This window comes from Klebsiella sp. GG_Kp173 (genome assembly GCF_040062415.1).
Lineage (GTDB): Bacteria > Pseudomonadota > Gammaproteobacteria > Enterobacterales > Enterobacteriaceae > Klebsiella > Klebsiella quasipneumoniae.
This window is the reverse complement of record NZ_JBEAFZ010000087.1, coordinates 22,278-36,856: the sequence shown is the minus strand read 5'-3', so window position 1 is coordinate 36,856 and position 14,579 is coordinate 22,278. Positions and strand designations below refer to the sequence as shown.

Here is a 14,579-nt window from a genome sequence, read left to right as displayed (position 1 = left end):
GGACGCATTGAGCGCTTTCAACCAACGCCCGGAGGCGCTACCATAGCGCCTCTTTTTTTTCCGGGTAACGATATGCGTGTACTACTGGCGCCGATGGAAGGCGTGCTCGATTCGCTGGTGCGCGAGCTGCTGACCGAGGTTAACGATTACGATCTGTGCATCACCGAATTTCTGCGCGTGGTGGACCAACTGCTGCCGGTTAAATCGTTCTACAGGCTGTGCCCGGAACTGCATCATCAAAGCCGCACCCCGTCCGGTACCCGCGTGCGCGTCCAGCTGCTGGGACAATATCCCGAGTGGCTGGCGGAAAACGCCGCCCGCGCGGTGGCGCTGGGTTCGTGGGGCGTTGATTTAAACTGCGGCTGTCCGTCGAAGCTGGTGAACGGCAGCGGCGGTGGGGCGACGCTACTGAAAGATCCAGAGCTGATCTATCGCGGCGCCAAAGCCATGCGCGAAGCGGTCCCTGCGGATTTACCGGTTACCGTCAAGGTGCGTCTCGGCTGGGATAGCGGCGAAAGGCGCTTTGAAATCGCCGACGCGGTGCAGCAGGCAGGGGCCAGCGAGCTGGTGGTCCATGGCCGCACCAAAGAAGATGGCTACAAAGCAGAGCGCATCAACTGGCAGGCCATCGGCGAGATCCGCCAGCGTCTGACTATTCCGGTGGTCGCCAACGGCGAGATCTGGGACTGGCAAAGCGCGCAGGACTGTATGGCCGTCACCGGCTGCGATTCGGTGATGATTGGCCGCGGGGCGCTCAACGTGCCGAACCTCAGCCGGGTGATCAAATACAACGAACCGCGCATGCCGTGGCCGCAGGTGGTTCAGCTGTTGCAAAAATATACCCGTCTGGAAAAGCAGGGCGATACCGGCCTGTATCATGTAGCGAGAATTAAGCAGTGGCTGGGCTATTTACGCAAGGAATATACCGAGGCGCTGACGCTGTTTAATGAAATTCGCGCCCTGCAAACCTCTGCTGAAATAGCGGCGGCGATCGCCCGCTATTAAGCGCTATATTGTTATTCGCTTCACATATTATTACTTGCATGCCTATTGATGATAGGCATGGGTTGAATAAAGTGATAATGTGCCGTCAATCAATTCAGGATTGCTACTGAACACAGGCAAAACCTAAGCACTTCCGTCATGCGTGGCGGCAAGTGCTTAGGTTTTTTTTTGGCAAAAATTTAACGGTGGGTAAATGATGACGTAAAACAAGAGTTTGTAATTAATCTTTTCTCTGGCTCGGTCGCGGTTTTATTACCGAAGGACGCCCCTTGCCATTCATTTTTTAAAAAAGAAAACAGGTAAATAAATAGCCTGGGGATCCCCTTTGTTTTTATTCAGTCACGGTGGAGATCACAATGTATAACAAAAAAATAAATCAGCTTTTTATCGGCGCGGCGCTGGCGACTATGGCGCCCGCCGTGAACGCGGCGCAAACCCCGGCGTGGAACGGCAGCGTGCTGGGGTTTGAAGCCGGACAGCCAGGGCTGCTGGGCGATATGCTGGGCATTCGTCCCATCCTTGAAGAGAACGGCTTTCATTATAATCTTGGCTATCTTAACGAGATGGCCTACAACGCCGGCGGCGGCTATAACCATGATAAACATCTGGCCTATATTGACCAGGTGTCATTGACCTTTACCCAGGATCTGGAGCGCTGGACCGGCATACCGGACGCGCGGCTTGAGGGCAATATCGTCAACCGCAACCATGATGATAACCTCACCACGAAACGGCTGCAGGATCCGCGGGTCAGCTTCAACGATCTGTCACAGGAGAGCTGGGGCGGCGGGTCGATCACCCGTCTCGGCTGGCTGACCTTCGCCCGCAGCTTTGACGACCGTCGCCTGACCTGGCGTATCGGCATGATGAACAAGGTGCAAACCTTCGACCAGATCATTCCCTGCGATTTCCAGCTGCTGACCCAGTGCGGCGGCAAATCGGCCAACTCGCTGACGTGGAATAACTGGAACATCCACACCTGGGGCACCACCCTCGAGTACAAGCTGACGCCGACGGTCACCCTCAAAGGCGGGGTGATGGAGCAGAACCCGCAGGCCGCCTCGCGCAGCCACGCCTGGAGCTGGTCGACGAAGGGCAGCAAAGGCATTTTACTGCCAATGGAGATCGAAACCCGCCCGCTGATTAATGGCCTGCCGGGGGCCTATAACCTCGGCGTGGTCTGGACTAACGCGCCGCAAAGCGACCTCTATAGCGGCAAATCTGGCGGCGCCGGGGCGACGGACCCGCAAGGCTACGCCGAGCACGACAGCACCTGGTTTATGTACGCTGGCCTGAACCAGCAGATTACCCGCCATGCCGACGATCCGCTGCGGGGAATGAGCGTCTCGCTGAGCGGCAGCCTCAGCGACCAGCGCAGCAACTATATCCACTCCGCCGTCGCCGCCTCACTGCGCTACCGCGGGCTGTTTGACGCCCGTCCGGAGGACTGGATCGGCTTCGGCCTGACGTGGATCGACATGAGCAGCCACTACGCGCGCAATCAGCGCTATATGAACCAGCTCAGCGGCGCCACCGACTATAACGATCCGGCCTGGCAGCCGGTGGCCGGCCAGTCGCTGAATGGCGAACTCTATTATCGCTTCCGCCCGGTCTCCTGGCTGGAGCTGCAACCGGGCCTGCAGTATTGGCACCGTCCGGGCGGCGTTGCGCAGACCCAGGACGCGTGGGTGGTGGAGTGGAAAACCGTCGTGACCTTCTGATAGTCGCGATCTTTATCACGTTTTTTCACTTGTCAGGTTGAGCGCGCAGCAGAAGTTGTTACAGTGCTGGCGTTGGATTGCAACTGCTGCGGCAGGCAAAACCTGATTACCTGGCGTTTCGTCGGGGGTCAGGTTTTTTTGTTTCTGGGGTCAATATGCAAATCGCCAAAGTACTCAATAACAATGTGGTGGTGGTTCTTGACGAGCACCAGCGCGAACAGGTGGTGATGGGGCGAGGGCTGGCCTTTCAGAAACGCCCGGGCGACGCGCTGGACGACAGCAAAATTGAAAAAGTCTTCGCCTTACAAAGCGATGAACTGGTAGGCCGTCTGGGTGAGTTACTCAGTCAGATTCCGTTAGAAGTGATGACTACCTGCGATCGCATTATCGACCTGGCACGCGGGCGGTTGGGCAAGTTACAGGAAAGTTTGTACATCACGTTAACGGATCACTGCCACTTTGCTATCGAGCGGCAGAAAAAGGGCATCGCGCTGCGTAACGTGCTGCTGTGGGAGATTAAGCGGCTCTATCCGAAGGAGTTCGCGCTGGGCCAGGAGGCAAGGGCCATCATTGCCAAAAGGCTAGGCGTGGCGCTGGCGGAGGATGAAGCCGGATTTATCGCCCTGCATCTGGTGACGGCGCAGCTCAACAGCGAAATGCCGGAGGTCATGCACGTGACCCGGGTGATGCAGGAGATCCTGCAGCTGGTGAAGTATCAGCTGCAGCTGAACTACGACGAGGAGTCGCTGAGCTATCAGCGTTTCGTCACCCACCTGAAGTTTTTCGCTCAGCGGATGCTGACCCGCACGGTGGTGGAAGATGACGACGTCTCGCTGCACAGCGCGGTGAAAGACAACTACGCCAAAGCGTGGAAGTGTGCGGAAACGGTGGCGACGCATCTGCAAAAGCAGTATCAGCGGGCGCTGACCACCGAAGAAATTATGTTTCTTGCCATTCATATTGAACGGGTAAGAAAAGAGGGACGCTAAGTCTCCCGACAAACTGGATTGTTACTGCATGATGCAGGCAAAACCTGAGCGCGACGCCTACCGGCGTGGTTCTCGGGTTTTTTTTATTTTTACTACTCAGTCGCCGGTTGTCTGCGGGCAGCGGCAGTAAGGAAAAGAGCATGGAATATAAAGCACTCGCGCAGGATATTCTCAACCGCGTCGGCGGCAAAGAGAACATTGTGAGTCTGGTTCACTGTGCGACACGTCTGCGTTTTAAACTGAAAGATAACGGCAAAGCCGATGCCGAAGGGCTGAAGGCGAATCCGGGCGTCATTATGGTGGTGGAGAGCGGCGGCCAGTTTCAGGTGGTGATTGGCAACCACGTCCACGACGTCTGGCAGGCGGTGCGCCAGGAGGCTGGGCTGAGCGATGACAGCGAGCCGACGGCGGAAAGCGTTGAAAAAGGGTCGCTGCTGGGGCAGATCATCGATGTCGTGTCGGGGATATTCACGCCGTTTATCGGCGTGCTGGCAGCCTCTGGTATCCTCAAAGGAATGCTGGCGCTGGCGGTCGTCTGCGGTTGGCTGACCCCGCAACAGGGAACCTATAAAATCTGGTTTGCCGCCAGCGACGCGCTGTTCTTTTTCTTCCCGCTGTTTCTCGGTTACACCGCCGGTAAAAAATTTGGCGGTAACCCGTTTGTTTCAATGGTGATCGGTGGAGCGTTAACCCACCCACTGATGATTCAGGCCTTTGAGGCCAGCCAGGCGCCGGGCGCGGCGGTGGAGCACTTTCTCGGCATCCCGGTGACCTTTATCAATTACAGCTCATCGGTGATCCCGATTATTCTCGCTTCATGGGTCTGCTGCTGGCTGGAGCGCAAGAGCAACGCGCTGCTGCCGTCATCGATGAAAAACTTTTTTACCCCGGCGATTTGTCTCGCCGTTGTGGTTCCGCTGACGTTTCTGCTGATTGGTCCTCTGGCGACCTGGCTCAGTCATCTGTTGGCCCAGGGGTATCAGATTATCTACGCGGTGGCGCCGTGGCTGGCGGGAGCGGCGATGGGCGCGCTGTGGCAGGTTTGTGTGATCTTCGGCCTGCATTGGGGGCTGATTCCGCTGATGATTAACAATCTGACGGTGCTTGGCCATGATTCCATGCTGCCCATGCTGTTGCCGGCCGTGATGGGACAGGTCGGCGCGGTGCTGGGTATTTTGCTGAAAACCCGCGACGCCCGCCAGAAAGTGCTGGCCGGCTCTGCGTTTTCAGCGGGCATCTTCGGCATTACCGAGCCGGCTATCTATGGCTTAACATTGCCGCTGCGCCGGCCGTTTATCTTCGGCTGCGTGGCGGGCGCCATTGGCGGCGCGATTGTGGGCTTCAGTAACGCTCACGTCTATTCATTCGGCTTCGGGAACATTTTTACTGTCGCACAAATGATCCCGCCCCAAGGGCTTGATAGCACCGTTTGGGGCGGCGTAGTGGGTATCTTCGCGGCGTTGATTATCTCCTGTGGTTTAACTTTCTTCGCCGGCCTGCCGCGCGCCAGCGCCGCGCCGGGCGCCGTGGCGGTAGCGCCGGTCTCGGCAAATGACATCCTGGCGCCGATGAGCGGCAGCGTCATCGCTCTCGATCAGGTGCCGGACAGCACCTTCGCCAGCGGCCTGCTGGGGAGAGGAGTCGCCATTATCCCGGCGGTGGGCAAAGTCATCGCCCCATTCCCGGGCGAAGTGGCTTCCCTGTTTCAGACTAAACACGCCATCGGCCTGCAGAGCGACAGCGGCATCGAGCTGCTGATCCACGTTGGCATCGACACGGTCAAACTCGACGGCGTGCCGTTTACCGCGCATGTGAAAGAGGGCGACAGGGTACAGGCCGGCGATCTGCTGATTGAGTTCGATCGTCAGGCGATTCTGGACGCCGGTTACGACCTGGCGACCCCGATTATTATCAGCAACAGCGATGACTATCGTGAGATCGACACGGTGGCGCCCAGCGCCGTCGAAGCCGGTCAGCCGTTGTTGTCAGTCAGCCATTAATCACAGGAGAGAGAGATGAAAACATTCCCGACAGATTTTTTATGGGGCGGCGCGACCGCGGCGAATCAGGTGGAAGGGGCGTACCTGGAAGATGGCAAAGGGTTATCCACCTCCGATGTGCAGCCGCACGGCGTCTTCGGCGAAGTGGTCGAGCGCGTACCCGGCGACAGCGGCATAAAGGATGTGGCGATCGATTTTTACCATCGCTACCCGGAAGATATCGCCCTGTTCGCTGAGATGGGCTTTAACTGCCTGCGGGTCTCCATCGCCTGGACGCGCATCTACCCCAACGGCGACGACGCCGAGCCGAACGAAGCCGGACTCGCCTTCTACGACAAATTGTTCGACGAGATGGCGAAGCACAACATCACTCCGCTGGTGACGCTGTCGCATTATGAAATGCCATGGGCGCTGGTGAAAAATTACGGCGGCTTGGGCAGCCGGCAGGTGATTGGCTTCTTTGAGCGCTACGCCCGGACGGTGTTCAGCCGTTATAAAAACAAAGTCAAACTGTGGCTGACCTTTAACGAAATCAATATGTCGCTGCATGCCCCGATGACCGGCGTCGGCTTGCCGGCCGGCAGCAGTAAAGGCGAGGTGTATCAGGCCATTCATCACCAGCTGGTGGCCAGCGCTCTGGCGGTCAAAGCCTGTCATGAGCTGGTGCCCGAGGGCAAAATCGGCAATATGCTGCTCGGCGGGCTGATGTATCCCCTGAGCTGCAAACCGGAAGATGTGTTTGAGACGCTGCAGGAGAACCGCAGCTGGCAGTTCTTCGGCGACGTGCAGGCGCGCGGGGCGTACCCGGGCTATATGCAGCGCTTTTTCCGCGACAACGGCATCACGCTCGACATCACCGAGGCCGAGCGCGAAACGCTGAAAACCACCGTCGATTTTATCTCCTTCAGCTACTACATGACCGGGTGCGTCACCGCCGATGAGGCGCTGAACCAGCAGGCGCGCGGCAATATACTTAGCATGGTGCCGAACCCGCACCTGGCGAGCTCGGAGTGGGGCTGGCAGATAGACCCCCTCGGCCTGCGTACGCTGCTGAACGTGCTGTGGGATCGCTATCAGAAGCCGCTGTTTATCGTGGAAAACGGTCTGGGCGCCAAAGATAAGGTGGAAGCCGACGGCAGCATTAATGATGACTACCGCATCAGCTACCTGAACGACCACCTGGTGCAGGCGCGGGAAGCCATTGACGATGGCGTTGAGCTGATGGGCTTTACCAGCTGGGGGCCGATTGACCTGGTGAGCGCCTCGAAGGCGGAGCTGTCGAAGCGCTACGGCTTTATCTATGTTGACCGCCATGATGACGGCACCGGCACCCTGGCACGCAGTAAGAAGAAGAGCTTTGACTGGTATAAAGAGGTGATTGCCAGCCGCGGCGCCAGCCTGAAAGCGTAATGCTTCCCCGCCCGGCCATCGCCGGGCGAGGGATCAGCCCGGTTTACGCGCGCGCAGTAAAAAGATCATCGGACGCTCTTTCTCTTCATCCAGGGCGGGCTGTTGAGCAATCTGTTCGGCGCTCGGACCCCACTCATCCAGCTGCTCCAGCACAAAACCAGCGGCGATAAGCGCGTTTACCCAGCTTGAGAGTTTGCGGTGCTGTTTAATGACGCCCTCGGCAAACCAGTTGCTTACGCGCTCGCCCTCCTGCTGATAGTGGCTGACCGGCCAGCTTTTTTGCCCCTGCTCATTCACCTGCCATCCCTGCTGCAGCGGCGCGGTATAGATGGGATGTTCCGCGGAAAAGACCAGGATGCCGCCAGGGACCAGCGCCTGCTGCAGGGCGGTGAAGAGCGGGGCGATGTCTGGTAAGTAATGGAGCGCCAGTGAGCTGTAGACCAGATCGCAGCTGTTGGTGGGCAACGTCAGGGTTTGCAGATCGGCGCAGCGGTAGTCAATCTCATCCCCGCGGGTCATCTCTCGCGCCTGCGCCAGCATACGTCGGGAGATATCAAAACCAATTATCTGGCTGGCTCCCTGCTGCAGCGCCCAGCGGCAAAACCAGCCGTAGCCACAACCGAGATCCACCACCCGCAAACCGGTTACTGGCGGCAGCATTGCCTGCAGCGATGGCCACTCTGGTGCACCCTCCAGTCCCTTCACCGAGCGATCGAGGGTCGCATAGCCGGCAAAGAACTGCGGGTCGTCATAAATATTCTGGCTCATATTCATCCCTTGAATTGATAAGGTTGTTTATTTTTAGCTAACTAATAATTTAGTCACACGCTTTACTAAACGCGTTTAATTCAATTAATTTATGATAACCAACCTGATTACGTTATCTGACCTGTTAAATGAAATTGATATTAAAAAATAGCGTGCTGGCGGCGTTGCCCCTGGCCATCGCGCTGGCTGGCTGCGCGCCTTCTCATGAGGTCGCTAATCCGCCGCAGCAGCAAATTCCGGCTTCCCACGTTTCCATGGATCTTCCCGCCGCCGTCAAAAATGGCTGGCCACACACTGACTGGTGGAAAGACTACCACGATGCCCAACTGGATAATCTGATTCAGCGCGCGCTCGCCAACGCGCCGGACATGCAGATTGCCGAACAGCGCATCAGGCTTGCTGAAGCGCAGGCGCGAATGTCGCAGGCGAATCTTGGCCCGGAGATGGATTTCTCCGCCGATATCGAACGGCAGAAAATGTCCGCTGAAGGCCTGATGGGGCCGTTCGCCACCGATACCGACGGCAATACCGGCCCGTGGTACACCAATGGCACCTTCGGCCTGACTGCCGGCTGGGATCTCGATCTGTGGGGCAAAAACCGCGCGCTGGTGAAAGCGCGTATCGGCGAGCTGAAAGCCCAGGTGGCCGAGCAGGCCCAGACCCGCGAGCTGCTCTCCGGCAGCGTGGCGCGCCTGTACTGGCAGTGGCAGACGGAAGCGGCGATCAAAGCGGTGCTGCAGCAGGTGAAAAACGAGCAAAATAATATCGTGACGGTCGACAAGGCCCTGTATCAGCGCGGGATCACCAACTCCGCCGAAGGGGCGGAGAACGATATTAATGTCAGCAAAACCGACCAGCAGCTGGCGGACGTGGCGGGCACGATGAAAGAGATTGAAGCGCGGCTGATGGCCCTGACCAACAGCCAGAGCCAGTCGCTAAACCTCAAACCCGCCAGCCTGCCGACGGTCAGCGCGCAGCTGCCGGATACCCTCGGCTATGAGCTGCTGGCGCGCCGCCCGGATCTGCAGGTCGCTCACTGGTATATCGAGGCGTCGCTGAGCGAAGTGGACGCGGCGAAGGCGGCGTTTTATCCGGACATCAACCTGATGGCGTTCCTGCAGCAGGATGCCCTGCACTTAAGCGATCTTTTCCGCCATTCGGCGCAGCAGATGGGCGTCACCGCCGGACTGACGCTGCCGATCTTCGACAGCGGTCGTCTCAATGCTAATCTGGATATCGCCAGCGCGCAGAACAGCCTGTCCATCGCCCAATACAACAAAGCGGTGGTGGACGCCGTCAACCAGGTGGCGAAAACCGCCAGCCAGGTTGAGACGCTGATGGCCAAAAGCCAACAGCAGCAGCAGGTTGAAAAAGACGCCCAGCGGGTGGTGGATCTGGCGCAGGCCCGAATGGCGGCGGGGATCCTGCCCGGCTCCAGGGTGAGCCTGGCGAAACTCCCGGCGCTGCAGGAGCGTATCACCGCCTTGCGCCTGCACGGCCAGTGGATTGACGCCAGCATTCAGCTGACCTCGGCCCTTGGCGGCGGCTACCATCAGACGGTGAAGTAACCGCCAACCACGGTGCGCCCGCGGGCGCGCCGCTCAGTCTTTCTTCTTACTCTCGCGCCGCCTGAGCCACCAATGGGCGGCCACGACCACCAGCACCGCGAGGATCAGCCAGATCCAATGCTTCAGATGGGCGTCCAGATGGTGCAGCCACGGGCCGACCACCTCGCCGCCAAGATAGCCTATGGTGGTAAACAGCAGGGCCCACACCAGCGCTCCGACAATATTCAGCGGCAGGAAAATGCGCGGCGGCAGGCGGCTGGCGCCGATCAGCAGGGGGCCGATCACCCGGAAGCCGTACATAAAGCGGGTGCCGATGACAAACAGCCACGGCCGGTGCTGGATCATGCGCTGCGCTTTCCGGATCCGCGCCTTCTGGCTGGCGAAACGGCGCAGAATGCGCCCGCCGAAGCGGCGACCAAGCAGATAGAGCAGCTGATCGCCAATCATCCCGCCGAGGGCGACGGCGATCACCACCAGGGGAAACTTCAGTAGCCCCTGATGCGCTGCGACGCCGCCCAGCAGGGTAATGGTCTCACCTTCCGCCATGCTGCCGACGATCAGCGCCGCGTAGCCATACTGGGAAATCAGGTGATTGATATCCATAAACAGCTTTTCTCCTTACCTCATCACCTCTTAATCATACACCCTGCTGACCAAAACGCGGCGAGGCAGATTTTTTGCGCTGTACACAAAATAATCTACAGGGTGAATTATACTTGGATCAGTGCAGTACGAAGCCGTGACAAGGGGGACGCTATGAACCATGTCTGGGGGCTCTTCGCTCATCCCAACCGGGAGATGAGCGTGATTAAGAGCGAGAATGAAACCATTTCTCATCACTATACGCACCATGTGCTGCTGATGGCGGCGGTTCCGGTGGTTTGCGCCTTTATCGGCACCACGCAGTTGGGCTGGAACTTCGGCGACGGCACTATTATTAAACTGTCGATGTTGACCGGGCTGGCGCTGGCGGTGCTGTTTTATGCCGTGATGCTCGCCGGGGTGGCGATCATGGGGCGGGTCATCTGGTGGATGGCCAGGCAGTATCCACAGCAGCCTTCCCTGAAACGCTGCATGGTATTTGCCGGCTATGTGGCCACACCGCTGTTCCTGAGCGGGATTGTGGCGCTCTATCCGCTGGTCTGGCTATGCGCGCTGATCGGTACCATTGCCCTGTTCTATACTGGCTATCTGCTCTATCTCGGGATCCCGACCTTCCTGAGCATTAACCGGGAAGAGGGGCTCAGTTTCGCCAGCTCAACCCTGGCCATCGGGGTGCTGGTGCTGGAAGTCCTGCTGGCGATCACCGTGGTGCTGTGGGGGTATGGCTACCGACTCTTCTGATCGGACGTAACGGGTCAATATGCATTGCCGGCAAATATGTATTTTATGTCGGCAATGCAGCATTTCTTCACGATTCTTATTAGGCACAGGGCCTTACAGCGCGGTATGATGGCATTTGCCAGCGAAGTTGCCCACTTAACCTCGCGGCGTACGTTGCATAACGTGCAAAAATACTTTTCAGAATGCCCATGATGCCGAAATTTCGAGTCTCTTTGCTCAGCCTGACCTTGCTGCTGGCTGTGCCTTTTGCGCCCCAGGCGTTAGCAAAAACCTCCGCGGCGGTGACCGCCTCGCAGCCGGACATCGCTTCCGGCAGCGCCATGATCGTCGATCTGGCCACCAAAAAAATCATCTACGCCAGCCAGCCGGATCTGGTGCGCCCGATGGCGTCGATCACCAAGGTGATGACCGCCATGGTGGTGCTCGATGCCCATCTGCCGCTGGATGAGATGCTGACGGTGGATATCAGCCATACCCCGGAAATGAAGGGGATTTACTCGCGCGTGCGTCTCAACAGCCAAATCAGCCGCCGCGATATGCTGCTGCTGGCGCTGATGTCTTCCGAGAACCGTGCGGCCGCCAGCCTGGCGCATCACTATCCGGGCGGCTACGACGCCTTTATTCGCGCGATGAACGCCAAAGCGCAGGCGCTGGGGATGACCCATACCCGCTACGTGGAGCCCACCGGACTGTCAGTGCATAACGTCTCCACCGCCCGCGATCTGACCAAACTGCTGATCGCCAGCGAGCAGTACCCGCTGATCGGCCAGCTGAGCACCACCAAAGAAGAGACCGCCACCTTTGCCCATCCGGCCTACAGCCTGCCGTTCCGCAACACTAACCATCTGGTGTATCGCGACAACTGGAACATCCAGCTGACCAAAACCGGCTTCACCAACGCCGCCGGCCACTGCCTGATTATGCGTACGGTGATCAACCAACGCCCGGTGGCGCTGGTGGTGATGGATGCCTTCGGCAAATATACCCACTTTGCCGACGCCAGCCGTTTGCGCACGTGGATCGAGACCGGGAAGGTGATGCCGGTGCCGGCTTCGGCGCTGAGCTATAAGAAGCAGCGCGAAGCGCAGATGGCGGAGGCGATGCTGAAAGGCGGCGCCCAGACCGCGCAGAACGATTAACCTGCACATCCCCCGGATGGTGGCTGACGCCTTATCCGGGCTACGTGATTTGGCACCCGGTTCGCCCCCTTCGTAGGCCCGGCAAGCGCCGCCGGGCAATCAGGCCGAGTGCCGGTGGTTGTGGCGGATGGTGGCTGACGCCTTATCCGGCCTGGGAAACCGCGCTGAACGGTAGCCCGGCTGAGGCGTTTACGCCGCGAGCCAGGGATTTGACGCCGAATATTACTCCGGGAGCGTCCAGTCGCCGTCACCCAGCGCGCGCTGCATAATCAACGTATCCCGCCAGTCGCCCATCTTATAGCCGACGCTGCGCAGCTGACCCGCCACGGTAAAACCGAACTTTTTATGGATCGCCAGCGAGCCGGCATTGTTATGGCCATCGCCGATGATCGCCAGCATCTGCCGCCACGGGCCTTTCTCGCATTCGGCGATCAGCCGCGACAGCAGCGCGCTGCCGATGCCGCGCCCGCCCATTCCAGATTCCACGTAGATCGATTCCTCGAGGGTATAGCGATAGGCCGGGCGCGGGCGATAGAAAGTGGCGTAGCAGTAGCCGACGATAGCCCCGCGCCACAGCGCGACCAGCCAGGGCAGCCCGTTATCGCGCACGGTCTGGATCCGTTTACGCATTTCGTCAACGGTGGGGGGGATCTCTTCGAAGGAGGCGCGGCCATTAAGCACGTGCCAGACATACAGCGCGGCGATGGCGTGCGCATCGTCGGGCAGCGCTTCACGAATTTCTAAATCACTGTCGAGTAACGGGGCCTCTGCGGGCATGGCGGCGCTCCTGAATCTGCCGGAGAGACATTCTCCGGCGTGCAGCGTAATACAGAAGCGCCAGGCTGAATAGTCCTGCCGCCGATTATTGCGGATCCGCCGGGGAGACCGGCGCCGGGGCCGCTTCACCCCAATATTTCTGCTTACTGGTTTTACCAATCCCCGGGTTCATGCTGTTGGTCGGATCGTTCTGGCGATAGAACTGCTGCAGGCTCTCCGGCGCTTCATACAGATGACCCACGTTATGCTCCGCCGGGTACTGGGCGCCGCGCGCTTTCAGCAACTCCAGCATCTGCTCCTTCAGCGCATGGGCATCGACCCCTTTCTTGACGATGTAATCCTGATGGAACACATGACACATAAAGTGGCCATAGTAGAGCTTGTGCACCAGCTGGCTGTCGATCTCCGGCGGCAGATGTTCGAACCACTCGGTATCGTTGCGGCGCAGGGCGATATCCAGCGCCAGAATATCTTCGACTTCGTCGGCATGCACCGCCTGATAGCGGATCGCCGCGCCGGCGGCGGCAAAGCGATGGAGAAACGCCTTACTGCCTTCCTCCGGCGTACAGGCGAAGAAATCTCCCTCGGCCTGCTGGAAGTATTCCGTCAGCCAGCGCTGTGCTTCTTCGATGCCGTCGCCGGCCATCTTCAGCAGCAGATGGTGTTCATATTTGTCGCGCCAGGTTTTCATCCGCTCCGGTAAATGCGCCGGGAAGACGTGGCCGAGCTTCTGCATAAAGCGGTCGGTAAAGTGCGGTTTAAACAGCGACACTTTCTCCAGCATCGCGTCGGTTCGCCCCTTCATGGTGAAGAAGAACGGCATTTTGTCGGTGCCGAGCTTGTCGATCATCAGGAAGGTGTCTTTGCCATACTTCTCGGCGATATCGTAAATATCGCGGTGCATATATTCCCCGGCCACCGGCAGATGCTGGAACTCGGCGAGGATATGGCGGCGGATCTCGGTCAATACCTGCGGCTGGTTGGTGCCAATGTAAAACACCTGCTGGCGCTTTTCCGCCGGGAAGGTATCGAGACGCACGGAGAAAACCGCCAGCTTGCCGGCGCAGCCGGAGGATTCGAACAGGCGGTCCGGGTCGGCGTTGTAGCGCGCCGGGGTGTCGGCATCGACATCGCGCACGCGGGTAACATAGTCGTGATCGTGGGCGTGGCGGCCATCGTGCAGCACATCGCTATCGCTGATCCGCTCGTCGTCGAGTCGGCTGAGGATCTGCTCCGGCGTACTGCCGAGATCGATGCCCAGATGGTTGACCAGCTTCAGCTTGCCGTCGGCGTCAATCTGTGCGAACAGCGACATCTCGGTGTAGGCCGGCCCGCGCTGCACCAGGGAACCGCCGGAGTTGTTGCAGATCCCGCCGATCACCGACGCGCCGATGCACGATGAGCCGATCACTGAGTGCGGCTCGCGCCCCAGCGGTTTCAGCGCTTTTTCCAGTGAGTAGAGCGTGGTGCCGGGCCAGGCCAGCACCTGCTCGCCTTTGTCCAGCAGATGCAGTTTATCCAGGCGCAGGGTGCTGATAATCACGATCTCGCGATCGTAATCATTGCCGTTGGGGGTGGAGCCTTCGGTCAGGCCGGTGTTGGCCGCCTGCATCAGAATGATTTTATCGGCGTCGACGCAGGCGTTGAGCACGCGCCAGAGTTCCAAAAGGGTGCCGGGAAAGACAACCGCCAGCGCCTCGCCCTGACCGGAGCGGAAGCCTTTGCGGTAGCGCTGGGTTTTTGCCGGGTCGGTCAGCAGATGCGAAGGGCCAACCAGGCGCGCGAGGTCAGCCAGAAACGTTTTATTGGTGTTAGTGGGTGCAGATGACATGTTCCACTCCTTGTGGTGGTGCGCGAA

Annotated in this window: 11 protein-coding genes and 1 pseudogene; 8 read left to right on the top strand and 4 right to left on the bottom strand. The window is 59.0% G+C overall.

All coding sequences use genetic code 11. The annotated features are described in order from the left end of the window. Window positions 1-72: 72 nt before the first annotated feature. From dusC to ascB, 5 genes and pseudogenes are all read left to right on the top strand, one after another. Complete coding sequence (gene dusC / locus ABLU50_RS22180; protein WP_004201619.1) at window positions 73-1,005, top strand: tRNA dihydrouridine(16) synthase DusC; 933 nt, start codon at window positions 73-75, stop codon at window positions 1,003-1,005. A gap of 356 nt (window positions 1,006-1,361) precedes the next feature. Continuing rightward, window positions 1,362-2,726: a carbohydrate porin gene (locus ABLU50_RS22175; RefSeq protein WP_087832085.1), complete on the top strand. Its 1,365-nt coding sequence runs from the start codon at window positions 1,362-1,364 to the stop codon at window positions 2,724-2,726. Between the two features lie 155 nt (window positions 2,727-2,881). Then, window positions 2,882-3,715 carry a transcriptional antiterminator BglG gene (bglG, locus tag ABLU50_RS22170; RefSeq protein WP_049115890.1) on the top strand — a complete coding sequence of 278 codons (834 nt, stop codon included), beginning with the start codon at window positions 2,882-2,884 and terminating at the stop codon, window positions 3,713-3,715. A 28-nt stretch (window positions 3,716-3,743) separates the two neighbouring features. After that, a pseudogene (gene bglF / locus ABLU50_RS22165) lies at window positions 3,744-5,715 on the top strand (PTS beta-glucoside transporter subunit IIABC). A 15-nt stretch (window positions 5,716-5,730) separates the two neighbouring features. Continuing rightward, on the top strand, window positions 5,731-7,125 hold the full coding sequence (gene ascB, locus ABLU50_RS22160; protein WP_106479211.1) for a 6-phospho-beta-glucosidase: 1,395 nt from the start codon (window positions 5,731-5,733) through the stop codon (window positions 7,123-7,125). A 33-nt stretch (window positions 7,126-7,158) separates the two neighbouring features. Here ascB and ABLU50_RS22155 read toward each other — a convergent pair whose 3' ends face one another. Next, complete coding sequence (locus ABLU50_RS22155; protein ID WP_087832087.1) at window positions 7,159-7,893, bottom strand: class I SAM-dependent methyltransferase; 735 nt, start codon at window positions 7,891-7,893, stop codon at window positions 7,159-7,161. 128 nt (window positions 7,894-8,021) lie between these two features. Here ABLU50_RS22155 and mdtQ point away from each other — a divergent pair, with 128 nt between their 5' ends. Then, window positions 8,022-9,461 carry a multidrug resistance outer membrane protein MdtQ gene (gene mdtQ / locus ABLU50_RS22150; RefSeq protein ID WP_023318738.1) on the top strand — a complete coding sequence of 480 codons (1,440 nt, stop codon included), beginning with the start codon at window positions 8,022-8,024 and terminating at the stop codon, window positions 9,459-9,461. 33 nt (window positions 9,462-9,494) lie between these two features. Here the strand turns inward: mdtQ and ABLU50_RS22145 are convergent, their stop codons facing one another. Then, window positions 9,495-10,064 carry a DedA family protein gene (locus ABLU50_RS22145; protein WP_023318737.1) on the bottom strand — a complete coding sequence of 190 codons (570 nt, stop codon included), beginning with the start codon at window positions 10,062-10,064 and terminating at the stop codon, window positions 9,495-9,497. Window positions 10,065-10,217: 153 nt separating this feature from the next. On the opposite strand from ABLU50_RS22145, the gene ABLU50_RS22140 reads away from it, so the two are divergent. After that, window positions 10,218-10,805 carry a Yip1 family protein gene (locus ABLU50_RS22140; RefSeq protein ID WP_004201605.1) on the top strand — a complete coding sequence of 196 codons (588 nt, stop codon included), beginning with the start codon at window positions 10,218-10,220 and terminating at the stop codon, window positions 10,803-10,805. A gap of 188 nt (window positions 10,806-10,993) precedes the next feature. Beyond that, entirely contained in the window at window positions 10,994-11,944 is a 951-nt protein-coding gene (gene pbpG / locus ABLU50_RS22135; protein ID WP_017899335.1) for a D-alanyl-D-alanine endopeptidase, read from the top strand. 222 nt (window positions 11,945-12,166) lie between these two features. On the opposite strand, the gene ABLU50_RS22130 is transcribed toward pbpG, so the two are convergent. Together ABLU50_RS22130 and dld are read right to left on the bottom strand one after the other, a co-directional pair. Further along, window positions 12,167-12,721, bottom strand: a complete 555-nt coding sequence (locus ABLU50_RS22130) for a GNAT family N-acetyltransferase (RefSeq protein WP_002912829.1) — start codon at window positions 12,719-12,721, stop codon at window positions 12,167-12,169. Window positions 12,722-12,806: 85 nt separating this feature from the next. Continuing rightward, on the bottom strand, window positions 12,807-14,552 hold the full coding sequence (dld, locus tag ABLU50_RS22125; protein ID WP_087832088.1) for a D-lactate dehydrogenase: 1,746 nt from the start codon (window positions 14,550-14,552) through the stop codon (window positions 12,807-12,809). Window positions 14,553-14,579 lie beyond the last annotated feature (27 nt).